Source organism: Actinomadura rugatobispora, from assembly GCF_042656285.1.
GTDB lineage: Bacteria > Actinomycetota > Actinomycetes > Streptosporangiales > Streptosporangiaceae > Spirillospora > Spirillospora rugatobispora.
Window position 1 is genome coordinate 83,216 of record NZ_JBHSON010000006.1, and the last position, 23,996, is coordinate 107,211.

15 protein-coding genes and 1 pseudogene are annotated in these 23,996 nt (G+C 71.8%); 11 read left to right on the forward strand and 5 right to left on the reverse strand.

What is annotated here, in order from left to right; genetic code table 11:
• The first annotated feature begins 182 nt into the window (after window positions 1-182).
• From ACFPZN_RS05970 to ACFPZN_RS06005, 8 genes are all read left to right on the forward strand, one after another.
• Entirely contained in the window at window positions 183-11,909 is an 11,727-nt protein-coding gene (locus ACFPZN_RS05970; protein WP_378280776.1) for a WXG100-like domain-containing protein, read from the forward strand.
• Window positions 11,906-12,388, forward strand: a complete 483-nt coding sequence (locus tag ACFPZN_RS05975; RefSeq protein WP_378280777.1) for a DUF6301 family protein — start codon at window positions 11,906-11,908, stop codon at window positions 12,386-12,388. The genes ACFPZN_RS05970 and ACFPZN_RS05975 overlap by 4 nt, the downstream gene beginning before the upstream one ends.
• A complete protein-coding gene (locus ACFPZN_RS05980) occupies window positions 12,389-12,823 on the forward strand; it encodes a TY-Chap domain-containing protein (protein WP_378280778.1) in 435 nt (144 codons plus the stop codon).
• A gap of 62 nt (window positions 12,824-12,885) precedes the next feature.
• Window positions 12,886-13,296 (forward strand): hypothetical protein, encoded by a 411-nt coding sequence (locus tag ACFPZN_RS05985; protein WP_378280779.1) that lies wholly within the window; start codon window positions 12,886-12,888, stop codon window positions 13,294-13,296.
• Between the two features lie 11 nt (window positions 13,297-13,307).
• Window positions 13,308-14,738, forward strand: a complete 1,431-nt coding sequence (locus tag ACFPZN_RS05990) for a glycohydrolase toxin TNT-related protein (protein ID WP_378280780.1) — start codon at window positions 13,308-13,310, stop codon at window positions 14,736-14,738.
• 32 nt (window positions 14,739-14,770) lie between these two features.
• The gene (locus ACFPZN_RS05995) at window positions 14,771-15,262 is read left to right on the forward strand and encodes a hypothetical protein (protein ID WP_378280781.1); all 492 of its coding nucleotides are present in this window, start codon (window positions 14,771-14,773) and stop codon (window positions 15,260-15,262) included.
• Window positions 15,259-16,080 carry a hypothetical protein gene (locus tag ACFPZN_RS06000; RefSeq protein WP_378280782.1) on the forward strand — a complete coding sequence of 274 codons (822 nt, stop codon included), beginning with the start codon at window positions 15,259-15,261 and terminating at the stop codon, window positions 16,078-16,080. The genes ACFPZN_RS05995 and ACFPZN_RS06000 overlap by 4 nt, the downstream gene beginning before the upstream one ends.
• 10 nt (window positions 16,081-16,090) lie before the next feature.
• Window positions 16,091-17,311 (forward strand): hypothetical protein, encoded by a 1,221-nt coding sequence (locus ACFPZN_RS06005; protein WP_378280783.1) that lies wholly within the window; start codon window positions 16,091-16,093, stop codon window positions 17,309-17,311.
• 1 nt (window position 17,312) lies between these two features.
• On the opposite strand, the gene ACFPZN_RS06010 is transcribed toward ACFPZN_RS06005, so the two are convergent.
• The 4 genes and pseudogenes from ACFPZN_RS06010 to ACFPZN_RS06025 form a co-directional block, all read right to left on the reverse strand.
• Window positions 17,313-18,185, reverse strand: a complete 873-nt coding sequence (locus tag ACFPZN_RS06010) for an immunity 49 family protein (RefSeq protein WP_378280784.1) — start codon at window positions 18,183-18,185, stop codon at window positions 17,313-17,315.
• A gap of 327 nt (window positions 18,186-18,512) precedes the next feature.
• Window positions 18,513-18,946: pseudogene (locus ACFPZN_RS06015) on the reverse strand (IS5 family transposase); the annotation flags it as partial.
• A 250-nt stretch (window positions 18,947-19,196) separates the two neighbouring features.
• The gene (locus ACFPZN_RS06020) at window positions 19,197-19,931 is read right to left on the reverse strand and encodes a transporter substrate-binding domain-containing protein (RefSeq protein WP_378280785.1); all 735 of its coding nucleotides are present in this window, start codon (window positions 19,929-19,931) and stop codon (window positions 19,197-19,199) included.
• A gap of 184 nt (window positions 19,932-20,115) precedes the next feature.
• Window positions 20,116-20,799, reverse strand: a complete 684-nt coding sequence (locus tag ACFPZN_RS06025) for a hypothetical protein (RefSeq protein ID WP_378280786.1) — start codon at window positions 20,797-20,799, stop codon at window positions 20,116-20,118.
• Window positions 20,800-21,205: 406 nt separating this feature from the next.
• Here ACFPZN_RS06025 and ACFPZN_RS06030 point away from each other — a divergent pair, with 406 nt between their 5' ends.
• Complete coding sequence (locus ACFPZN_RS06030) at window positions 21,206-21,394, forward strand: hypothetical protein (protein WP_378280787.1); 189 nt, start codon at window positions 21,206-21,208, stop codon at window positions 21,392-21,394.
• Window positions 21,395-21,573: 179 nt separating this feature from the next.
• Window positions 21,574-22,695 (forward strand): rod shape-determining protein, encoded by a 1,122-nt coding sequence (locus tag ACFPZN_RS06035; protein ID WP_378280788.1) that lies wholly within the window; start codon window positions 21,574-21,576, stop codon window positions 22,693-22,695.
• Between the two features lie 10 nt (window positions 22,696-22,705).
• Here the strand turns inward: ACFPZN_RS06035 and ACFPZN_RS06040 are convergent, their stop codons facing one another.
• Entirely contained in the window at window positions 22,706-23,515 is an 810-nt protein-coding gene (locus tag ACFPZN_RS06040) for a transporter substrate-binding domain-containing protein (RefSeq protein ID WP_378280789.1), read from the reverse strand.
• Window positions 23,516-23,643: 128 nt separating this feature from the next.
• On the opposite strand from ACFPZN_RS06040, the gene ACFPZN_RS06045 reads away from it, so the two are divergent.
• Window positions 23,644-23,943, forward strand: coding sequence for a YiaA/YiaB family inner membrane protein (locus ACFPZN_RS06045; RefSeq protein ID WP_378280790.1), 300 nt, complete (start codon window positions 23,644-23,646; stop codon window positions 23,941-23,943).
• Window positions 23,944-23,996 lie beyond the last annotated feature (53 nt).

The following is a 23,996-nucleotide window of genomic DNA, read 5'->3' on the forward strand; positions in this document are numbered from 1 at the left end:
ACGTACCCGACCGGCCACCCGCACCACACAACGTCAGGGGAGGCCGACATGATCGGATACGCACATACCGGGGGACGACCCATCGCCTGACGGCGGTTGCTCTTTCCCTGCCCCGCTCCGCGGGCGGCCAGATTCCTCCCCAGCCTGACGGCCGGGGCACCCTCCAGGAAAGCCGGTGATCCGTGGGGCTTGAGATCCCCGACTCGGTCAAATGGCTGTCCTGGATCGTGGGCTCCGACTGGCCGGAGGGCGACGAGACCGCCATGCGGCGTGCCGCCGAGGGCTGGACGGACGCCGGCGGTGAGGTCCGGGAGCTGATCGGGGAACTGCAGGGCGTCGCGGCCGAGGTGCTGGGCTCGCTGCAGGGCTACGCCGCCGAAGAGTTCCGGATGCACTGGGAGACCTGGGTCTCCGTGGATCCGCAGCGGCTGACCAAACTCGCCGAGGCCTGCGACAACCTCGCCAAGGTGCTCAACGACGGCGCGACGGACATCGAGTACGCGAAGTACATGTTCATCGCCCTGCTGATCATCACGGCGATCGAGATCATCCTCCTGATCAAGGCCGCCTTCGCGACGTTCGGCGCGTCCACCGCGGCGATCCCGGCCGTCCAGGCCGCCGGGCAGGTCAGCGCGCGGATCATCTTCCAGCGGCTGCTGTCCTGGCTGGCCCGCAACGCCATCATCCACGGCGCGGTCATGGGCGCGCTGGAGGGCGGCGGACTCGACCTGCTGATCCAGGGCATCCAGGTCGCCCAGGGCAACCGGGACGGGATCAACTGGGACCAGACGCTGCGGTCCACCGTGGACGGCGCGATCGGCGGCGCCATCTCCGGCGGCATCGCGGGCGGCATGGGCAAGATCCCCGGCGTCGAGGGCGCCGCGGACACCGCCGCCGGCAGCCTCCTCAAGGGCGCGTTGCGCGAGGGCACCTCCGAGGCCCTCGGCGGCGCCGCCGGAACGATCGCCTCGGCCGCCATCCACGGCGAGTCCCTCAGCCTGGAGGACATCGCCAAGGGCGCCACCTCCGGCGCGGCCGGCGGCGCGATCGGCGGCGCCCGCGGCGGCCTGACCGACTTCAGCGCGGGCACCGGCAGCGGCAGCGGCTCCGGTGACGGCGGCTCGGGTGACGGCTCAGGCTCGGGCGACGGCGGATCTGGCTCGGGGTCTGGTTCCGGCTCCGGTTCGGGTTCGGGGACGGGCTCAGGCAGTGGCTCGGGCTCAGGCGGCGGCGACGGTGGCTCGGGTTCCGGCACAGGTTCCGGCGGCGGCGACGGCGGCTCGGGTACGGGCAGCGGCTCCGGCTCGGGTACGGGCTCCGGTACGGGTTCTGGTGGCGGCGACGGCGGCTCCGGTTCGGGCTCGGGCTCCGGCACGGGTTCCGGGACGGGCTCGGGTGGCGGCGACGGCGGCGGTTCCGGCAGCGGGACCGGCTCTGGAACGGGCTCGGGTTCGGGGACCGGTTCGGGCGGCGACGGCGGCTCGGGCACCGGCACCGGCAGTGGCTCCGGCACCGGCAGCGGTTCAGGCGACTCGGGTTCCGGCGGATCGACCGGCTCGGGGCCGAGCGTTTCCAGCACGGGCGACGGTTCGTCCAGTGGCGGTGGGTCGCCTTCCCCGGGCGGGCCGTCCACCGGAGGCGGTTCGGACGGCTCCGGCGGCTCTCCGCAGACGCCCAGCGGCCCCTCGACCGACACGTCCAGCAGCGGCTCCCCGCAGGCGACGCCCGTCGGAAGCACGGACACCGGGGGCGGGTCGTCCCCGGGCGGTTCGCCGCAGGTGTCGTCGGCGAACGGCGACGGAGGTTCCCCGAGCGGAACCGGTTCAGGGTCCTCCGACGGCGGCTCCGGTGGAGGGAACCGTGTCGCCAGCCTGCTCGCAGGCGACACCGGCGGTGGTGGCCCGGCCCCGGGCACGATCCCCGGTGCCACGCTCGCGTCGATGCCCAGCGATCCGGGTGCGTCCGCAGGGCCTTCGTCCGCGGCGCCGTCCTCGGGTACGCCCGCCGCGTCCGGTACTCCGGCAGCCGCGGGCGCCCCGGCTCCGGGTGCGATGCCCGTCGGCGGAGCCCCCGCAATGGGCGGCGGAGGCGGGTCGTCGCCGGGTGGAGGCTCGCCTGGGACGGCCCGCCCGTCCACGACGCCGTCCGCCGATCCGGCGTCGAACCGCCCGCCGTCCACGGACAACCGCCCGTCGACACCGAACCGGCCCGAGGGACAACCCCCGAGCCCACGCCGTCCGGGCGACGACACCTCTGGCGCCCCGCCTCGTACGACGAACGAGACCTCCACGCCGCCCGGTACGGCCAACGACAACACCGGCACGTCGCCTAGTACGACGGGCGAAGGCTCCACGCCGCCGCGCGCGACCGATGACGGCTCTGGCGTGCCGCCCCGTGCAACAAACGAGAATTCCGCCCCGCCGCGTAGCACCGACGAGGCCACCGGCACGTCGCCTCGCACCACGAGCGAGGGCTCCACGCCGCCGCGTGCGACGCACGACAGCACGGGCACGCCGCCTAGTACGACGGGCGAGGGCTCTACACCATCGCGTGCGACGGACGACAGTTCTGGCGCGCCGCCTCGTACCGCCGACGAGGCCAGCGGTACGCCGCCGCGTACGACGGGTGAGGGCTCCACGCCGCCGCGTGTGAGCGATGACAGTTCTGGCGCGCCGCCTCGTACGAGCGAGACCTCCACGCCGCCGCGTGCGACGGACGACACCACCGGCACGCCGCCTCGTACCACCAACGAGGGCTCCACGCCGCCGCGTGCGGCCGACGACAGTTCTGGCGCGCCGCCTCGTACGAGCGAGACCTCCACCCCGCCGCGTGCGACGGACGACACCACCGGCGCCCCGCCTCGTACCACCAACGAGGGCTCCACGCCGCCTCGTACGAGTGACGACAGCACCAGCACTCCGCGCCGTCCGACCGAGGAGGGGCCGGGAACGCCTAACCAGCGTCCCGAGCGGCCCGATGGGGCTACGACGCCGCCCAGGGACGGTGTCCCCGGCCAGCCCCGCACCCCGGAAACGCCCGCGACGCAGCGGAACGAGCAGCCGGCGACCCCGGCGCGGCCGAACGACCCGTCCACCCAGACGACGCCGCCCGGCAGCACGCTGAGCAGCCAGCCGAGCCCGGTCGGCAGGCCCGACGCCACCGGCGCCGGTGCGCCGCCGCGCGCCAACGACCCCGGCACCCAGCAGCCGACGCCGGTCGGAACGCCGCCGCCCGGACGCGACTCCGCTCCACCGGAAGCCGGCCCGGCTCCGCGTGCCCGCGGCGACGACGGCGACGGCACGCCACAGGACCCGCCGCGCCGCCCGGGCGACTCCGTCCGCGACAGCCCCGAGACCCGCGAACGCAAGCGCCAGGCCCTCGACTGGAGCAACTACTACCTGCGCGAAGGGCAGGCCGTCCGTCGCACGACCGCGCCGGACGCCGACGGCAACGTCAACCCTCCGCTGCGCTGGAACGACCAGCAGGGCCAGTGGGACGCGCTGCCCGACACCCCGGTGCGGCGCGCCGACTACGTCGAGGAGCGCCCCGTACCGGCCTCGGTCCTGCCCGAACGCCGCCAGGAGCTCCAGGACCTCATCAACCAGCGCTCCGACGCCATCGACCGGGTCAGGGACGCGGTCGAGAACTACAAGAGCGACCCGACGCCCGAGAACCGCGAGGAGCGGCGCCAGGCGTTCGAGGAGCAGACCGGCTACGGGGAGCAGCTCGGCGAGCACGCCGCCGACGACGCGTTCCAGGCCATCCTCCAGGAGCGGTTCGGGCCGCGCACCGACCTCGAGATCGAGCAGCTGTTCCCGCGTCCCACGGCCGACGGGGAGGCGCCGCAGAGCGCCCGCAGCGGGGAGTTCGACCAGGTCTACCGCGTCCACGACCCCGTCACCGGGCAGGACCACCACTTCGTCATCGAGGCCAAGGGGCCGTCCGCGCAGCTCGGCTCCCGCCAGGGCGAGGACGGCCACCAGTACCAGCAGGGCCACCGCGAGTACGTCAAGAGCATCCTGAACGCGATGGAGGAGCGGGGCGGCGCCGACGCCGACCTCGCCGCCGACCTCCGCGACGCGCTCGACGACGGGACGCTCGAATACCACTACGCGCGCGCCCAGGTCGGCGTGGACGCCAACGGGAACCCGTACTACTCGGGGTTCGAGCGGCGCCAGTTCGACCTCGACCCGACCACGGGTTCCGGCGGTGACGCCCCACCGCCGTCCGACGGGGACGGCCCCCCGCCGCCCGACGACGGCCCCCGCCACCGCGAAGCCACCGACACGGACACGACGGACGGCGCCGAGACCCCCGACCAACCAGACGACGCGTCCGGCCAGATCCCCGACGGCCTCCCGGCGGACCTGCACGACGTCTACCGCAACAGCGAGTCCACGCCTGCGGGCCGCTCCTTCTACGGGGCCGACGACGCCCCCATGCGAGACCTCGCCCAGCGCGTCCCGGCCGACCCGAACCGGTTCGTGGTCGACTCCCACGGCGACGCCGACGGCATGATCGTCGACAGCCGTCGCCTCGGCGTCGACGAGGTCGCCGACCTGATCCGCAACGACCCGAACTGGGACGGCCGCGAGGTCATGCTGCTGTCGTGCGACACCGCGGGCGGCCCGTTCGCCCAGCAGCTCGCCGAGCGCCTGGGCGTCCCGGTCACGGCGCCGCACGGCCTCGCCTGGTCCGACACCGACGGCAACGTCTACGCGTCTTCCGGGACCACCGGCCCCGACGGCCGCAAGGAACCGGACATGCCGCCCAACGGTGGCTGGACCACCCACCAGCCCAACGGCGACACCGCGCCCGCGGGCCAGAACGGCCACGCCCCCGGCCACCCCGCGACCACCACCCCCCGAGGCTCCGACCAGCCCGCGGCCGCCCGAGGAAACGACCCTCCGCCCACAGACCCGCGCACCCAAGCCGACCAGAACGCAGCCACCGACCCACGCCCGTCGGCTACCCCCGCCGCCACGGGCACACCGTCGTCCGACCCGCGCGCCGCGACACCTTCGCGCCCGCCCGCCACCACCAACACCCCCGCCGGGCCCGCCACGTCCGCAGACCCGCGCTCGCCTGCCGATTCGGGTACGCCCGGGGACCCGCGTGCGACGACGGACCCGCGTTCCTCTGCCGATCCGCGTGCTGCCGCTGATCCGCGCACGCCTGCGGATCCGCGTTCGTCGACTGCGTCCAGTACGCCTGCCGATCCCCGCGCGACCACGGACCCGCGTTCGTCTGCCGGTTCGGGGACGCCCGGGGACCCGCGTGGGACGACGGATCCGCGTTCGTCTGCCGATCCGCGTGCTGCCGCTGATCCGCGTACGCCTGCGGATCCGCGTTCGTCGACTGCGTCCAGTACGCCTGCGGATTCGCGTGCCGTTGCTGATCCGCGTGCCATCGCAGACCCGCGCGCTGCTGCTGGGCCCAGTACGGCCGGGGATCCGCGCGTGACCGCGGACCCGCGTTCGTCTGCCGGTTCGGGGACGCCCGGGGACCCGCGTGCGACGACGGATTCGCGTTCGTCTGCCGATCCGCGTGCTGCCGCTGATCCGCGTACGCCTGCGGATCCGCGGGGTTCTACGGATTTGAGTTCTTCCGATCCTCGGGGTGGGGCTCCGGCTGGACGGGCGGATGCCGAGGGCTCCGGGCCTGGGCGGACGCCAGGGGCGGACGACGGGACGGGGGCTCCTCCGCCCGGATCCGGGCGGCCGCGGCACGGTGGGGAGGCAACCCCCGCCGGGCGGTCGTTGCACGATGATCCGGCGGCGCGGGATCGGTCACGGCGGATACCCGCGGATCCCCGGCGGTTCGTGGTCGACGGGCTCGCTCCGGGCGGGCGGCGGCTCGGGCCGGACGAGGTCGCCGATCTGATCCGCAATGACCCGAACTGGAACGGCCGCGAGGTGATGATCCTCGCCGACCGCGCCGGTGCGGGGGACTTCGGTACGCGGTTGGCGGAGAACCTCGGTGTACGGGTCGTCACGCCCACGGGCCGGGTGGACGTCGACGAGCACGGGCAGGTGTCGTCCAGCGGCTGGGACGTCGCGGACCCCTCGCCGCCGCGCGATTCCCGGCCCGGTGACGTGGGGCCGGACGGCGTCCGGCGGTTCGGCACCGACGACGAGGGCGAGGCGTACGGCGAGGGGCATCTGGGGGACGTCTACGACGGGCTGCCGCCCCATCTGCGGCAGGCGCTGCACTGGTACACGGTGCAGTCGATGCCGAACCAGTTCCTGCGTCCCGGCGCGGACCTGCCCGGGTTCCTGAACCGCATGGAGTCCGAGCACCGGGCGCTGTGGGACCTGGCGAACATGAACGGCGGCTACCTGCCGAGGACGCCCGACCTGCACCGCATGTGGGCGAACCCGAATCTCACCCCGCAGCAGCGGGGGCTGCTCCAGCACGTGCTGTCGTTCCCGAACCCCGAGCAGCGGGTCGCGCAGATGGTGCAGACCTCGCAGCAGCGGGACTTCCTGCACCAGTACTTCGGCGGGCCGCCGACCGTGGCGGCGTTCAACCAGCGGATCGCCGAGCTCGACCAGGCTCTGGACCAGCCGCTTCCCGAGCCGGTCCAGGTGGAGCGCGGGCTGCACGACGTGTCGTTCATGCGGCTCGCCGACGGCACTCCGCTGGGGAACCGCAGCCCGGAGCTGCTGGTGGGTTCCACGCAGACCGAGCCCGCCTACATGTCGACGTCGCTGGGACGCGATCCGGCGGTCGTGGACGGCAACCCGTTCAACTATCGGATCCACATCGACCTTCCGGCCGGGTCGCGCGGCGTGTGGATGGGCCAGGACAGCGCGTACCCGAACCAGCGGGAGCTGGTGCTGCCGCGCGGCACCCGGTACGAGATCACCGATGTGCAGTACCAGGGCCGGGGTCCGGACGGCAGGCCCGTCTACGAGGTCCGCGCGACCGCGATCCCGCCGGGTGCGCCGAGTCCGGGGCACGCGGCCGCGCCGGGGACGTCCGCGCCGCATGATCCAGGTGACGCACGGCCGCGTTCGGCCCTGGACGATCCGCAAAGCGAGGTCGACGGCGGCCGTGTGGACGAGCAGCCGCCCGCGGGCCTGGACGACGTCTACCGCGGGAGCGACCAGACTCCGGCCGGACGGTCCTTCTACGGCCCCGAGGACGGGCCTATGCGGGATCTCGCGCAGCGCGTCCCGGTGGATCCGGACCGGTTCGTGGTGGACGGCCACGGTGACCGGGACGGGATGCGGGTCGGCGACCGCCGTCTCAGCGCGGACGATGTGGCCGACCTGATTCGCCGCGATCCGAACTGGAACGGCCGCGAGGTCATGCTGCTGTCCTGCGGCACCGGGGACGGTGACTTCGCCGCGCAGCTGGCCTCGCGCCTGGGCGTGCCGGTGACCGCGCCTAGCGGCCTGGCCTGGTCCGATGACGGCGGGAACGTGTACGCCTCGTCCGGGCATCGCGGGCCCGACGGGCGCATGCACCCGGACATACCGCCCAACGGCGGCTGGACGACGCATCACCCGGGCGGCGGCACCAGCCCGGCCGGACGCGACGGTCACGCCCCCGGGCATCCGGTGGACACCACGGGGCAGGACGCGTCCCCGCGGGGGAGGTCGCCGCACGAGCAGGCGGACTGGAACCCGTCCCACCAGCGCGAGGACAGCGTCACGGTCGGGCCGGCCGACCGCGTCGCCGACCGCCGCGACCTCGACCCGCACACGCGCTACGAGGTCCGGCAGCGGACGCCGGACGGCACGGTCGTCCGGACGATCGCGTACACGGGGCCGCCCGAGCCGCCGAACGGCCACGGCAGGGTCACGCACGTCTCCACGCCCCCGCGGCCGGCGGTCGACCCCAACACCAACCCGGACCTGACGCAGCCCGAGCCGGGCGTGGTGCACCGGGTGGACCTGGGGGTCGGGGATCCGCACGTGTTCCGCGGGGGTGATGACCGGCTGTCGCCGCCCGCCGCGCCGTTCGACCCGCCGACGCACATCCCCGGCACGGATCCGGCGCAGCCGATCCACCGGCGGGAGATGGAGCACGACCCGGCGTCGCCGCCGTTCAGCACGCGGACCGACCTGGACGCCCACACCCGCTACGAGGTCCGCACGCCGGCGCCGGAGAGCCGGCTGCACGGCGTCTTCTACACCGGCGGCGACCGGCAGGTGCAGTGGGTGCGGACGTGGTACGGGGACGCCGAGGGCGGCTACAACCCCGAGCTCGGCACCCAGGAGACCGCGGACGGCGGCGTCCGCGTCCCGCGGCCGAACACCAACTACATGATCGAGCCGCGGGACCGGTTCGAGAACCTGTCGTCGGACGACCTCGACCCGCCGCCGGCCGTCCGCACCGGGAACCTGGGGGACGACGACGTCGAGCCCGCCACGTTCCTCTACCACACCGACGAGAACGGCCAGGCGGACAGCGCGACGGGCAGGCCGGAGTACGGCGGCGACCACGACCGTTACGAGTCGGTGCAGCGCGCGGCGGGCGCGACCGGCCGCGGGGAGTACCCGCCGTACCGGCTGTTCGACGGCGGCCACATCTTCGGCCACGCCGGGCACGGACCGGGCGAGGCGATCAACTACTTCCCGCAGTGGCGGGTGGAGAACCAGGGCTGGAACCGGGACGGGACGACCCGTCCCACCAGCTGGTACCAGCTGGAACAGGATCTGAGGGCCCGGCAGGAGGACGCCTCCAACAACGTCGAGGTGGACAGGTTCGAGTTCTTCGCGGAGCCGAACCTGCCCGGCCGCACGCCGCAGGTGGTGCACGCGCGGTGGGTGGAGACCGATCACAACCAGGCGCCGCCGGTCAGCACCGTCCACTACCGGAGCTTCTTCAACCTGCCGCCGACCCTGCGCGGCACCGCGCCGCAGCCGCCCGCGCCGGCTCCGTCGGCTCCCGCGGCGACGATCCCCGCTCCGGCGTTCGCGGCGGCACGCGGCGGCGACCTCGCCTCCGCGCCCGACGACGGCGGCGCGGCACCGCGTTCCACCGGTGACGGCGACGTCCGGCCGCCGGGGGCGGACGCGCCGCCCGCCGACCCGGCGCCGCCGCGCGCGTCCGAGGAGACGATGCGGCGGATCCAGGACGATCCGCGCGTCCAGCGGATGCTGGAGCAGGCCGGCGAACCCCTGGGCGACCGCCTCCGCGCGCGCATCGAGGAGACGCTGCCGAACCATCCCGAGCTGGCCCGCATCATCGCCGGGGACGGCCTGAGCGATCTGGAGACGTCCCTCCGCGACTCGCTGCTGTCACGTCCGAAGACCCTCGACAGCCTGCTGAGCCACCCTGAGGCGGTCGGGATCCTCGAGCAGTCCGTGGCCGACGTCGAGCGGCGCGGCCCGGACGCGTTCCTGGACGGGACCGGCCCGAGGGCCGAGCCCACGCCGCTCACCGACGAGCAGCGGCAGGTCAGCGAGCGGCTGTCCCGCTCGATCGAGGAGAACCGGCGGCCCGGCGAGGACCCCCGCCCGCGGGTCGCCCCGTCCCAGCCCGATTTCGACGGCGAGCCCGCCGCGGACAGGTCCGACCCGCACCTCAACGAGTACCTCGACGGCCTGTACCAGAGCATGCGGGACTCGGTGCCGGTCCTGCGGGCCCTGGTCGAGGACCCCGCGATCCGGGCGCTGGGCGGCGAGCCGCACCTGCGCCCGGGGGAGAAGGACCGGGTCCGCGCCCTCGACAAGATCATGGGCGACTACGACGGGGACCCGAGCCGGCTGAACGACCTGCTCGGCGCCAAGATCCAGTTCGACACGGTCGCGGACCTGTACCGGGCGCTGGCCGACATCCAGTCGATCGCGGCCCGGCACGGCGTGGAGATCGTCTCGTTCAAGGACCGGATGCAGAACCCGGTGCCGAGCGGTTACCGCGACGCGCAGCTGACCGTCCGGATGCCGAACGGCCACATCGGCGAGCTGCGCCTGCACCTGCGGTCGATCGACGACGTCGCCGCGTACGAGCACTCCCTGTACGAGGCGCGCCGCGACCTGCCCAACGCCGCCGAGGAGCAGAACCGCCCGATGACCCGCGAGGAGGAGGCGCTCGACCGCGCCATCAACCAGCGGGTCATAGGACGCTTCCAGGAGGCCCTGAACCAGGCCCTCCAGGACCCGCGGCCCCCAGAAGGCCCCGCGACCGACCTGAGCAGCCGCACGGCCAGACCGGACGCGGCCTCCCACTACGGCTGGTACCAGGACACGCCCTCCGGCCACGACGGCGCGCCACCGCCGCCCCAGGACACCGCCCCTCCGCCGCCCGACGGCGTCCCGGCGGACCTCCCGTCCCACCTGCGCGACGTCTACCGCGACAGCGAGTCCACCCCCGCGGGCCGCGCCTTCTACGGCCCGGACGAGGAGGGCATGCGCGACCTGGCCCGGCGCGTCCCGGCCGACCCGCAGCGGTTCGTGGTGGACGGCCACGGCGACCCGGACGGCGTGCGCGTCGGCACGCGCCGCCTGAGCGTGGACGATCTGGCGGCGCTGATCCGCAACGACCCGAACTGGAACGGGCGCGAGGTCATGCTGCTGTCCTGCCGGACGGGCGAGGGCGATTTCGCCGCCGAGCTCTCCCGCAGGCTCGGCGTCCCCGTCCTCGCCCCGAGCGGCCCGGCCTGGTCCGACACCGACGGCAACGTGTTCGCGTCCACGTCCGAGCCCGGCCCCGACGGCCGGCCCCGCCCCACCTGGCCGCCGAACGGCTCGTGGACGTCCCACCACCCCAACGGCACCGCGAATCCGACCGGCCAGAACGGCTTCGCCCCCGGCCACGACGGGAACCGCGACGCGCCAGGCCCCCAAGGCGAGACAGCCGCCCGAGGTCCCTCCGAGGACACCCCGTCCTCCGACCTCGCCGGCACCCCCACCTCACGCGACGACCCGCCACCGCTGATCACAGGGGAGGACGGGCGGCTGCATCGCGCCGACGACCCCGAGGGCACCTACCGCACACCGGACCGCAAGCTCCACTTCGACGGGGACCCGCCGGACACCTACCGCCACGACCTGACGCAGCGCCTGCACGACAAGAACGGCAGGTTCGCCAAGGACCCGTTCCGCGAGCGCCCGTTCGACTTCGAGCACAAGCTCGCCGAGGGCCCGAAAGAGTACACGCCGAGCCCCCGCGTGCAGGAGCAGATCAAGGACCTGGTCGAGCGGCGTGACGAGATCGTCAGGGAGAGGGCGAATCTCGCGAGGCAGATCCGGGCGCTTCCGGGCGTGAACGGTTTTGCCGAAGGAAATCCCTATGGGCTCAAGAGCATCCATGCTTTGAGCAAGAGCAATCTGGATGACTCCCTGATGTCGGCCGCGAACAATGTAGAGGCCGGCGGCGGGCTGAGTCCGCGACAGCGGGACGCGCTGCTCGATGAATTGGACGACATGGAGGAATGGGCGCGGGATTACGCGAAGAAGGGTGAGGAACTCGTACGCCTCAGTGAAAAGCTCGGAATGATCGCGGCCAAGGACTACGCGGCCCATGCGGCCGGGGCGGGGGTCCTTCTGACTCCGCTGGACGACAAGCCGGGAACCTCCGGGACCCTGGACGTGACCTCGCTGGTGACGGGGGCTCCGCCGACCTTGAAGATCGTCGAGGCCAAGGGCGGCGGAGCCGACCTGGGCGGCCGGCTCGTCGACGGCGGCAAGAAGGCCGAGCAGGGCACCCCCGAGTATCTCGCCTGGGTCATGGCGCGGGACCCGGATCTCGCGAAGGCCCTCGAAGCGAATCCCGAACTGCGGAAGGTTCTGCAGGACGCCTTCGACAACGGAACCCTTCAGATCGAATACCATCGCGTGCACACCGACGAGAAGGGCGTGGTGCGCTGGTCGCGATTCGATTTGGCGAGAGACGATGCGCCGTTCGTGCCGCAGCGAATCTCGGGGCTGGAGGCGCCCGCTAGGATGCGGTCATGACCGACCTTGAGAGGCTCTCGGATCAGGAGATCGCCGAGGCCGCCCGTAGGTTGCGCGATCTGGAATGGCCGCGTGACCGGGCCGATGTCGACAAGATCGCGGATGTCTTCGGATGGCGGGTCGAGTCGCGCCGGGAGACGGTCGCCAGGCTGGGGACCCGGTTCGGCAGGGCGACCGGTCGGTTCACCTTCGAGGAAGGCCGTGCGGTACGAGTGACGGCGGCCGTCTCCTCGTTCGTCGATGAGGAGTCGGCCGAGGAGCGGGCCCGGCTCCAGGACGCCTTCGCCGGTATGACGGCGGCCGTGTCGGGCGCGCTGGGGGAGCCGACGCGGCGGCTGCCGGGCGGCAACCCGGAGGTCCGCTGGCGTGGCGAGCGTTCGACGGTGTCCCTCCACCGGCTGTCGCGCATCGTGAACATCGCCCTCGCGACGAACGAGCATGTGGACGAGCACGACTGGGCCGTGAGCCAGGGGTTGTAGGTGGACTGGGACGAATTCGCCCGCGGGCTGGCCGAGGAGTTCGCCGTGCTCCCGGCCGGCGCGCTGCTGGTGCTGTCGGAGCCGGGAGAGTCCGGGCGGTACGCGCAGTTCGCCCAGGGCCCGGACGAGTTGGTCGCCTATGTGGTCGCCGATTCCTTTCTCAGCGAGCGGGCCCGTGCGACGCCGGAGGGGGCGCGGGCGATCGCCCGTGCGGGCTGGCGGGAGCCCGATCCGTCCGCCGGGCACGAGAACTGGTGGCAGGTCCTGCCCTGGCCGGCGTCCTCGCGGCAGTACCGCGCCCTCGCCGAGAGCGTCGCCGCCGCGCTCCGGGACGGCTACGGCATCTCCACGCCCGGCGGCTGGTCCTACCAGGCGTGGAACGAGACGACGGGCGAGGACCTCGAACTCCGCCACCTCCGTCTTTCGCCCGCTTGAGAGCTCCCCGGGCGTCGGCGGTGAGGGCCCATGATGGGGTGGTGTGAGGAGGAGGTGAGGGGATGAGTGGTGTGTTGCCGGAGTACTACGTGTACGAGGGGCGGCCGGTTGTTTTCGTGGAGCCGGACGGGGGCGGGCTGGACTGCCTGGTTCTCTCGCCGGAGAACGGTGAGTTCCTTCGCGACATGAGCTACGTCCGGAAGATCAGGGGCGGGACGCACGCCGATATCGAGACGTTGTCGCGCGCCGAGTTCGTGCAGCGGGTGGAGGAGTATCGCGGGCGCCGTCTCAAGGGGGACGGGGCCGTGTTCGCCCTGTACGAGACCGTCAACGGGCTGGAGGACGTCGCCAGGGGCGAGGGGCGGGCGCTGACGGGTGAGGAGGCGGCGCTGGTGCGTTCGCTCCGGGGCCGTACGCACGGGCTGTTCGAGGACGGGCTGCGGGCTCGCGGGCGCGGGTACCTGCCCGGCTGAGGGGGCGCGTGGTGGAGCGTGAACGGGAGGACCGGCTGCTGTCGGACATCGCGACGCTGCTGGTGCACCTCTTCCCGGGCGGGTGGGAGAAGGCCGAGGTCACCTATCGCGCGGTGGGACGGTCGTACGAGCGGATCTCCGTCGGCGGCGGCCTGGTCAACCCCAAGCACCTGAAGCGGCACAGCACCAGGACGGCCACGGCGTTCATTCCGGCGGAGGAGTTGCTTCCGGCGTCGGGGGTGTTCGATCTGCTGCGGCGGCTCCGTTCGGAGATGTACGAGGCGCGGCGCGGCACGTGGGTGCAGGTGGGCGTCGGTGTGTACTGCGCGATCGGCGGCAGGCCGCAGTGGGGCGTCACCTACAAGCGGGCGGACGAGGTCGCCTGGGGGGCCGAGGTGCCCGCGGCGGCGTGCGTCGAGGAGTTGCGGGCGTTTCCCAGGGAGGACGTCCCGGAGTGGATGAGTCGCGCGGCCGGGGCGCAGGCCGCGGCGGACGCCGTCGATCCGGGGGTCGTGCAGGAGGAGCGGGAGCTCGTCGCGGCGCTGCCCGCCGGGCTGGAGCACCTGTTCGTCCGGGCGCGGGACCTGGTGCGGGACGTGGCGCCGCGGGCGTCGGGCCGGTTCCTGGCCGGACGGGTCGCGGACGGGCGCTGGTCCGTGGTGCGCGCCCCCGGGGAGGGCGGCTGGGCCGTGGTGGGCGGCGGTGGGGCGGTTCCCTTTGAGCATGTGCGGGAGGCGGTCGCGTACGCGGTCGGCGGGGTGCTGGCCGGGGCGGGCGCCGAGGTGAACAGTGCGGTCCTCGAACTCGCCGGGCTGCTGCACAGGCGGACCGAGCCCGATTCCGGCCGGGACGCGTGGATGCTGACCGCCGAGGGCGGGCGGGTCGGGGCGCGGACGCGCGGGCTGCCTCGCCCGGAGTCGGGGGCCTTCGTCGCGCTGGGGCCTATCCACAACCGGCCGGTAGGTTGTGGATATTTCGCGTGCGAGACCGGTCCGCCGCCGGAAAGGGGCGGGTTCGTCAGTACTCATGAGGTGTTCGAACGGCTCGCCGGGCAGATGCTGCCGCATCCCGCGCCCGAGCCGGAAGCGCCGGAGGCGGCGCCAGTCGAGGTGCTCCCCCCGGGCACCGAGCTCGACGCGTACGGTGGCACCGACCGGCCCTTCCTGTTCGAGATCGGCACGCCGTTCTCGGTCCGGGGCCTGTACGGCACCGCGGACGCCCACCCCTACCGCGTGTACCGGGTGGAACGGCCGCTGCGCGTCCACCCCGGCCTGTTCGCCGGGACGGCCATCTTCCCGACCGGTGAGGAACTGCGGAATCCGCCCGAGGAGCCGGGCCGCGGCTACTACCTGGTGGATTCGATCGCCGACCTGGTCGCGTCGGGCCTGCTGACCGAGATCACGCGTCCCGGCGGGACGCCTGTGCGACGAACCGGGCAATAGACTCGCCCGGTGAGGAGAGGAGCGCTCACCCGATGACCCAGCCGCCTTCCGAGGCCCCGGCGCCCCGCCAGGAGCCGCGGCCGTACGACCGGCAGCGGTACGAGCAGCTCACCCAGCGGACGGGCGCGCTGCTGGTCCAGCTGGCCCCGCCGGACTGGCGGCGGATCGACCTCAAGATCCTGATGACCGCCGGAGCCGCCGACCTGAGGCTCACGGTGATCATGAAGGACGGGTCCTCGCCGCCGGTGGAGCCCGTGCCGGAGCTCACCCACATCGCGGCCGAGCTGCGGTCGATGATGTACCGGCCCGGTGAGGGCACCTGGTTCGGGATGCGCTACATGATGGATCCGCCCGGCGCGTACTGGGTCAGCTTCAACAGCGACTTCGACCCGCTGTGGGATCCGCCCCTCCCCGGCGAGTTCTTCGCCCAGGATCTGGCGGTGTTCCCGCGCGCGGACGAGCATGTGCCGCGGTGGCTGCACGACCGGATCCAGCAGCCGGCCGGGGACGGAGGTGCCCGATGAGCGAGCAGCCGCCCGGCCCGGCCGCCCAGCAGCGGATGCTGGAGCGGATCACGCTGCTGCTGGCGCACGCCCTGCCCGCCGGGTGGGAGGAGAGCACCGTCGTCCACCGGGCGGTGGGCGGGCACACCGAGACGCTGATGCAGGTCCGGATGGTGTCGCAGCGGTTCCCGACGCTGGTCGAGCCGCATCCCGAGCTGGCCGGGCTGTTCCAGGAGCTCCGCTCGGCGATGTACCGGCCGGGCGTGGGCACGTGGTTCTCGGCCATCTTCCGGCTGACCTTCCCGTTCTCGTTCGACGCCAACTACGACAACCGGGAGGAGCCCGACTGGCGCGACGCCCGGCCTCCGGCCGCCGCGTACGAGGAGGAGCTGCGGCTGTTCCCGCGCGAGCCGGGCAACGTCCCCGGCTGGCTCGCCGCCGCGACCGGCGCGGCCGAGGCGGACGACGGGCTGCGCATGGCGAAGCCGTTCGACTCGATGGCGCCCGACGGCGCGCCCGTGGTGCAGCGTGCCCCGGTCCCGGACGGCGACCGTGACGCGGTCGTGCGGTACCTGCAGCAGGCGCCGATCGTGCTGGCCGCGCGGAGCTTCGACACCGACCTCCTGGATCCGCAGCGCGCGTCCAGCGTGCCGCTGACCTATCACACGGACGGCACGTGGATCTGGCCGGGCGCCGTGGGCTACTACCTCAAGAAGCACGGCCTGCCGCCGGAGCCCGACCTGGTCGCCCACATCAGGGCCGCCGGTTTCCAGCTTCCCGAGGTGAGCGAGGACGCGCGCAAGGAAGCCGTCAACGTCATCACCAGCCCCTCCGGATGAGGAGGCCGTCGTGAACCAGCCTCCGCCTCCGCCGTCCGGGGTGCCCTCCTTCCGGGAGCCGCCCCCGGAGACCTACGAGATGTTCACCCGGAAGCCGGTCATCTACCTGCCGGTGCTGCTGAACGGCGGCCGCATCGGCTTCCTGTGGGCGTCGGTGACCGATCGGGCCGCGGGGTTCCTGCGGAGCCGCGAGTTCCTCCAGGAGGCCTGGGACGCCCCGATGGTCTGGAACGAACGGCTCCAGCGCTCGTACGCGCAGGGCCTGCCCGCACGCGAGGCCATCCGCGCCTGGATCGGGGAGCCGGAAGACCCGAGGGGCGGGGGAGTGCCGTCCGGGGTACGCGAGAGGGTGGCGGACGCCCTCACCGAGGTCGAGGCCCTGGCCGACCCCACGCGTCCCCCGGGGCCGGGCCCCCTCATCCAGGACGGCGAGCTCCCCGACGGCACGCCCGTGGACAGGTCCAAGGGCTGGGGGCCGCTGCACTTCGAGGTGCCCCCCAGCTACGACCTGGAGACCGACGGGCCCGTCCGCTACTTTCCCGTCGTCAAGGGCTCGGTGCTGCTGGGCTACCTGTGGGCGTCCGTGGCGGGGAACGCCGCGTTCTACATGGAACGCAAGGACTCGGGCATGGACGGTGTGAACGCGGGCGGCCCCTGGATCGTCCGTCTCCGCGAGCTGTACGGCCAAGGGGTCCCCGCGATCGAGGCGCTGGCGCGTTGCCGGGCCGAGCCGTCGCCTGGAGGCGGTGACCGGGCCGGGGCCGTCCCACCGGACGCGCGCGAAGAGGAGCTCCCGAGCCTCGAAGCACTGGCACGCCTGGCGTCCCGTTACGAGCAGTCGCTGCCCATCGCCTTCAACCCGGCCCCGGACGACACGACGGTGCTGAGGCGCCCTCCCGTACCGGACCATGAGCGGGAGGCCCTGGTCCGCTACCTGGAGCAGGCCCCGGTCGTATGGGACGACGGCGAGCCCCTCGTGGACGCCTACGACCTCCGCCGTCCGGCCAACGTGCCGAACACCTACCATACCGATGGCACGTGGGTCTGGCTCGGCGGCGTTCCGTACCACCTCCACGCGCACGGCGTGGCGCCCGCCCCCGACCTCGTCGAGCACGTCCGCGCACGCGGCTTCCGCCTGCCCGAGGTAGGCGCCGACGCCCTCGCGGAGGCCAGGCGCACCCTGGAGTGGAACGGGCTCCTGCTCGGCCCCCCGCCCCCAGCCGCGCTCTGACTCAGGTGGGGAACTCGCCGACCCAGGTGCCGTCCACGAGCGCCTGGGGCAGGTAGTCCGACCGCACGTCGACGGTGAAGCCGAGCTCCCTGGCCACGCAGGTCAGGGCGAGCGGTTCGAGGGCGACGTAGGCGGCGGGCTTGGCGGCGCGCTCGTCGTCCCTCGTCCAGTAGGTCTGGTGCAGTTCGAGGGCTTGGTAGAGCGCGTTGTTGAAGGCGTCCTGGTCGTTCTCGACGAGGGCCGTGAACATCTTCATGCGCGGGAACGCCAGCAGCGCGATGTGCTCGGCGGCGTCCCGGCCGAGACCGGGCGCGTCCGGGTCGGCCTGGCGCACGGCCTCCACGAGGTGGTCGTAGTAGTCGGGCTCCTGCCGCCACCACCCGCGCAGCGCACGCCCCCAGGGCGCCATGTAGGCGTAGGGCACGCCCCCTGCCTCCGAGGCCCGGAAGAGCTCTTCGGGGACGGCGCACAGGAAGTCGGTGCGCTCCCGCTCCCGGCAGACCATCGCGAAGGACAGGGCCTGCAGCCAGACGCCCTCGTTCGTCCACGACATCGGGCCGGTCGCGGGGATCGTCACCGTCTCCGCGCCGATCTGGCAGTCCACGGTGCCCTCGGCCTGCTGCGCGACCGTGAACACCCCCACCCCGGCCTGCAGGGCCAGCGTGGTGCTCTCCCAGGTCGCCGCCTCGTGGGCGCCCGGGTCGGACGCCGTCCGGTAGGCCAGCTCGCCGCGCGCGTGGCCGAGCAGGTCGTTCAGCCGCTCCGGGAACCGGGGAAGCCTGGGGATGTCGCTCGCGGTGGCCCGCCTGTGGAACCTCTGGGCCTGGTCGGCCGCGAACACCAGGTCGAGCTCGTGTCGCTGTACGACGCGCACGTCATTCCCTCCGGGCCCCGGGTACGAAGGTTACGGATCTATCGAGCAACCGTATCCAGCCCCGGCGTGTACGGGCCACTCGCCCGTGACGCCCCCGACCGTACAGGCACGTTCAAGGCACGCCGTTTGCCATACCGGCCATTTCGGAGCGTCCGGCCAGATCGGAAGGAGCCGACCGGGGTCGCTCAGCTCACCTGACGCTCTGAGGCGGTCCTGCGAGATCGTGAAGGGCCGGGCCAACTTAGGCTGTGTCTCTAAGAGGTGCAAACAGAATCAGCGGACGAGGTGTCGCCGACAGATGGTGCCGCAGCCAGGGCCGTGAAGGCCGCCGGTCAACGCCAGGGCCAGCGGGATTCCGTGGCCTTCGGTCAGGACGTGGTGTTCGGAGCCCGGCCGTCCGTGGTCGACCGGGCTCGGCCCGGTTTTGGGCCGCCCTTGAGCGCCCGGACGTGCGAGCTGTCGATCACCGCCCTGGACCAGTCCAGCTGCCCGGCGGCGTGCAACTCCTCCAGCAGCAGCCGGTGCAGCCGCTCCCATACGCCGGCCTCGTGCCACTCGGCCAGCCGCCGCCGGCACGTCATCCCCGACCCGAACCCCAGCTCCTGGGGCAGGAACTCCCATCGGATACCGGTGTGCAGCACGAACAGGATCCCGCAGAGCACCTTGCGGTCGTCCGGCCGCTTGCGGCCGGCATGGCGCTTGCGGCGCTCGGCCTTCGGCAGCAGCGGCTCTATCCGCTCCCACAGGCCGTCGCGCACGATCCAGGGAGGTTGCTCACCCTTGCGCACCGCCCCACAACACACCCGACCGTCACGACACGTGGCCTTAAATGCACATTTGTTATGACCTCTAAGTCCCGGCCTACGGCGCTCGCCTGGCGGCTCGCCCCTCACCGGGACTTGGCGAGCGCGGCATCGCTTCGCGATCTGGCCGGTGACGCTCGTCTCCGGCGTCGCGCCACCGACCGGGTAACGCGCTCGCGCGGTACCTGAGGCCACTTCGAGACAGACCCTAGGTCCAACACCTCACTGTTTCGGGTGCAGGCTTTGCTCTGTTCTCGAAATCCGTTTCCGCCTTGGTCATGGCGTGTAGATGAGACCGTATCTGATCCCGCCACCGTTCGCTCTTGATGAAATCGCGAAGCACTTTTGCTACTCGAGCGCAGTCGTCCTTATGTCCCGGTGGAAGTCCGATCATGTACCGGCTGAGTTCTCCGAGCCTTGCACCGCGGACCACCTTCACCTCGGCTGGATGGCGTTGCTGGAAGCCATAGAGGATGCTTTCGTCGGTGCTGACCGCAGCGATATCACCCTTGCGGAGCGCCCGTACGCAGGAGCTGTACTCCGGCTCCTCCCTGTACGCAATACCGTAAGCCGGCTTCTTGATCTCTGTCAGCGAGGTTGATCCCGTGGCAGCGCAGACCGTCTTTCCCTTGAGATCCTTGACGGTGTGGATCTCGTCATTATCCGACCGCACCAGAATGCCCTGGCTGGTGATCATGTAGGGTCCGGCCATCTCAATTTTTGTGACGAGCGCATCGGTATACGAGAGAGTGGCAAGCACCAGGTCGGCTTCTCCGTTCCGGAGAACGGTGTCACGGCGGTCTGAGGAAACCCCGAGAGGGACTTTCGTTATTTTGAACTGTGTTGCCAAATATTCACCCAGATCGTATTCGAATCCCGCCCACTTTCCGCCAGATGTGCTGTGGGACAATCCCGGCTGGTCGTCCTTGAATGCGATCGTCATGCGCGGTTTGGAGAAGATTGATGTGGGGTTGGGTGACGTTGTCCGAGCGGGAGGGCCGCTGGGCGCGGATGTATCAGTGTTGAGATGCCAGGCCAGCGCGCCTACCACGGCCACCGTGACCAGCCCCGCGATCGCGGCCAGTAGCTTTCTGCGCCTCCGGTGAGACGTTGTCGCGGCCCTGTGGTTATCTGTGCGCCTTGGCGTATTTGACATAAAGAGTCCCGAGACATCGCGAATCTGCTGAATCCAACCGCACCTGCACCTCGGCGCTTTTGCGGGCGGAGCCGAGGTCGATCTTGATTGCGTCCTTGATTCCGTGCATCTTAATGGGAGATCGCGGGTATCCGTAGTGCCCGAAAAATGTCAGTTCCGCATCGACCCCGCATCCTCCGAGTTCTGGATTTGCATCTTTCCAGCCGAAGGTGATTGTTATATATCTACGTGGAGACGGAATTTCTGTGCGCAGGGGGACGGAATCGCCGGGCCCCAACTGCTGCTGGGGCAGCCTCACGTCGGACGTAACCGTGAGTGAACGATAATTGTACGCCACTGCTTTGTAGCCGAGGAACGCCAGTCCGATGATAGTGAAGATGATGAGGAGATTGTTGGCGATTTGCAGCATCCGTCTTTTGTCGTCTGGTGTGAGCACTAGGGCCGCTACGACCCCAAAGCCCGTGAGGATCACTCCCACGATCGCTAGGATGGTGCCCTGTGTCTGTGCGCCGACGACGAATAGAACGCCGGCGAGAACGGCGAGTACCACCAGTAATCCACAGGTGATGGCACCATTGCCCGTTCGAGGCGTCGCCCGTGCGGCCTGATCCGATGGGGGTGTGTCCTGCTGACCGCCGAGATCGGATTCTGGCACTACAGGCCCCCTTTCGCATATCCCCGTCAATCTGATTCCAGGAAGTGTGCGGGCGATAGTGCCGAGTGCTCCTCACCGATCAGACGACTCTACCAGCGCCTACTGCTCGGCCCAGTCCTGCCTTACGAAGCCGCTGGTGGCGCGTCTTTTGCACCTCACCCTGCCTGGTCCCGTTCTGGCCCATGATGCACCATCTCCTACCGCTTGATGGCTGGTTTTGAACGAGCGTCGCCGATCGATGTGGCCCGCTTGCTCTACCTGGATGATCGTTGCCGCGGTTGGGTGACGTTCGTGATCTCTGAGGATGCTTTGTCGGCGGCGAATTAAAGATCATTACTTACGGGCCGAATCGTCGCCCGGCGTCGCCGTGAGCAGGGTTCGCGGTTCCCTGATCTGTGGCTCTGACGTGAGAGCCGACGTCAGCGATCACGGCATCCCCGTCCAGAGGATCGCCGATCTTGTCGGCCACACCACCACCAACACCACCGAGACCGTCTACCGGCATCAACTCAAGCCCGTGATCAAGGGCGGGGCTGAGGTCATGGACGAGATCTTCCGTACCGGGTCCGAGACGACAGGCAGCAAGTCCGCCTGAGTTGGCTCCCCGGTCGGCTCCTTCCAAGCGAAAGCTTGTACCTGACCAGGGCACTCCGTTTGCCATACCGGGAGAGCTCGGTGGTGTTAGGGCAAACCGGCCACGGTGAGGAGATAAGAGGAACCACCCGACACGCCAGCCGATCCTGGCGTGACGACCGAACACAAGGGGGCAGCAGGATGGCTCACCATGGCCGCAGACGCCTGAGCGACTTCCCGTGCCGCGCCACCGCCGTCGACCTCGGCAGCGCCACGGTGCGGATGCATGTGCACGGCCGCGGCATCGTGGTCTCCCAGCCCTCCGCGATCGCCCGCAGTACCCGCACCGGGCGGATGCTGGCCACCGGAACCTCCGCGCTGACCCTGGCGAGCAACGAGCGCGGCGTCACGCTCGTCCACCCGATCCGCGACGGCGTCCCGGCGGACGTGGACGAGACCGAGAGCCTGCTGCGCTTCCTGCTGCGCGCCCACCACCGGATGCGGCACATGGCCAAGCCGGACATGGCCATCGCCGTGCCCAGCGCCATCAACCAGGTGCATCAGGGCGCGGTGCGGGCGGCGGCGTTCAACGCCGGCGCCCGGCGCCTGCTGCTCGTCCCGGTGCCGGTCGCGGCGGCGTTCGGGGCGGGGCTGCCCGGGTCCGGCGAGGACGTCGCGATCATCGCCGACGTCGGCGCGCAGGTCACCGATGTCGGGGTGCTGCTCGGCGGCGAGCTGGTCGGCTCGCACACGGCGCTGGTCGGCGGCGCCGCCATGGACCAGGCCGTCATGGCCCGCGCCCGCTGGGGCTACGGCCTGCACATCGGGCCGGTGACGGCCGAGGCCGCCAAGCTGGAGCTGGGCACCGCGACGCCGGACCGGACGCCCGACCGGGTGACCGTCGTGCACGGCAAGGACCGGCACAGCGACCTGCCGTGCCGGGCGGTGATGTCGTCCGCCGACGTCCACGACGCGATCGCGCCCGCGCTGCGCGCGATCGTGCGGGCGGTCCGGACCGCGGTCGCCGCCGCGCCGCCGGAGATGGCGCGGGACTTCCTTTCGGTGGGCGTCACGCTCACCGGGGGCGCCGCGCGGCTGCACGGCCTGGACGAGCTGATCCGCCGGGAGACCGGACTGCGCGCGCAGGTGGCGCCGAACGCGGCCGAGGCGGTCGTCCTCGGCGCGGCCGAGATGCTGCGCCCCGTCCATCAGCGGCCCACCGCCGGGCCCGCCCTCGACCGCGTCCGCACCGGTGCGGAGGAGCCGCGCATCGCCGTGCACGCCCCCGCCGAGGAGCCTCTGCGCGTGGCCGAGACCCCGTGACCCGGTCGCGTCAGTCGCAGCCCTCGAACTGGGGGACCTCGACGATCGCCCGGTCCAGCCCGGTGCCGCCGAACCACTTGGCGAACAGGGCGTCGGCGGTGCGGTCCTGGTACATCCGCGTGATGGCCGTGTTGAGCGCCTCGCAGCCGTCCGGGTCGCCGCGCCGGATCCCGATGCCGGTGTTCTGCTCGCTGATCCTGGCGTTGACGAGCCGGTTGGCGCGCCCGCCCTCGCTCCTGATGAGCCCGGCCAGGATCACGTCGTTGGTGGTGACGGCGTCGATCGTCCGGGACCGCATCATCGCCATGCACTCGCCGTAGTTCTTCGCCGGGACGAGCCGCGCCGTCATCCCGTGCAGCGCCAGCAGCCGCGTCGTCGGGTCGGCGCCCTCGACCGCGCAGAACCTGCGGTCCTTCAGGTCGCGGACGTCGTCGACGTCCCGCTCGTCCGAGCGCACCATGACGTCCTGGTAGGAGTTGTAGTACGGGCCCGCGAAGGCGATCTGCGTCTTGCGGTCGGGGGTGACGGACAGGGTGGCCAGGACCAGGTCCGCGCGTCCGTCCCGCAGCACCTCGATCCGGTCCTTCGCGAGGACCGGCACGAACCTGATGTCCGCGCCCAGCTGCCGCGCCATGTAGCGCGCGACGTCGATGTCGAACCCCTCGAACGTCCCGTCGGGCCGTCTGAAACCCAGCGAGGGAAGGTCCGGGCGGACGCCGACGACCAGGGTCTCCTTGTCGAGGATCGACCCCGTCCGGGCGTCCCCGCAGCCCGCCGTCACCAGTCCGGCCACCAGGACGATCGCCGCGAGCAGCCGCATCCCGCCTCCCCCGACGCCTGTGATCAACCGACATCATCCCGACCCCGCCGACACCCGCACAAGCCCCGGGGGCATTTGAGTAGCCGTACTCAGGCGCGGGGCGGGGAGCGGCCGCACACTCTGGAGGCATGACGACTCCCACCGCGGTCAAGTCCTCGGCCACCACCACGGCGTTCTTCGTCCAGTCGGTGATCTCGTTCGCCGCGTCCAGCGCCGGAGTGGCGCTCGGCGTCGTCTACATGCCGGTGGACGCCTGGATGCGGGCGTTCCTCGCGCTGGGCCTGCTGTACGTCATCACGTCCACCTTCACGCTCGCCAAGTGCGTGCGGGACAGGCAGGAGAGCCAGTCCATCACCACCCGCGTGGACCAGGCCCGGCTGGACAAGCTGCTGGCCGAACACGACCCCTTCCGCAATCCGACACCGTAGGCGCCCCCGGAAAGGGAGGCGCGCCCCGCCCGGGAGGTAGGCGGGGCGCGCGT

Excerpts from the sequence above, each read along its gene's own strand:
- ACFPZN_RS06020 (WP_378280785.1), bottom strand. The coding sequence starts at position 19,931 with ATGACGATCGCATTCAAGGACGACCAGCCGGGATTGTCCCACAGCACA.
- ACFPZN_RS06045 (WP_378280790.1), top strand. The coding sequence starts at position 23,644 with ATGACGACTCCCACCGCGGTCAAGTCCTCGGCCACCACCACGGCGTTC.
- ACFPZN_RS05975 (WP_378280777.1), top strand. The coding sequence starts at position 11,906 with ATGACCGACCTTGAGAGGCTCTCGGATCAGGAGATCGCCGAGGCCGCC.
- ACFPZN_RS06035 (WP_378280788.1), top strand. The coding sequence starts at position 21,574 with ATGGCTCACCATGGCCGCAGACGCCTGAGCGACTTCCCGTGCCGCGCC.
- ACFPZN_RS05995 (WP_378280781.1), top strand. The coding sequence starts at position 14,771 with ATGACCCAGCCGCCTTCCGAGGCCCCGGCGCCCCGCCAGGAGCCGCGG.
- ACFPZN_RS06040 (WP_378280789.1), bottom strand. The coding sequence starts at position 23,515 with ATGCGGCTGCTCGCGGCGATCGTCCTGGTGGCCGGACTGGTGACGGCG.
- ACFPZN_RS05985 (WP_378280779.1), top strand. The coding sequence starts at position 12,886 with ATGAGTGGTGTGTTGCCGGAGTACTACGTGTACGAGGGGCGGCCGGTT.
- ACFPZN_RS06000 (WP_378280782.1), top strand. The coding sequence starts at position 15,259 with ATGAGCGAGCAGCCGCCCGGCCCGGCCGCCCAGCAGCGGATGCTGGAG.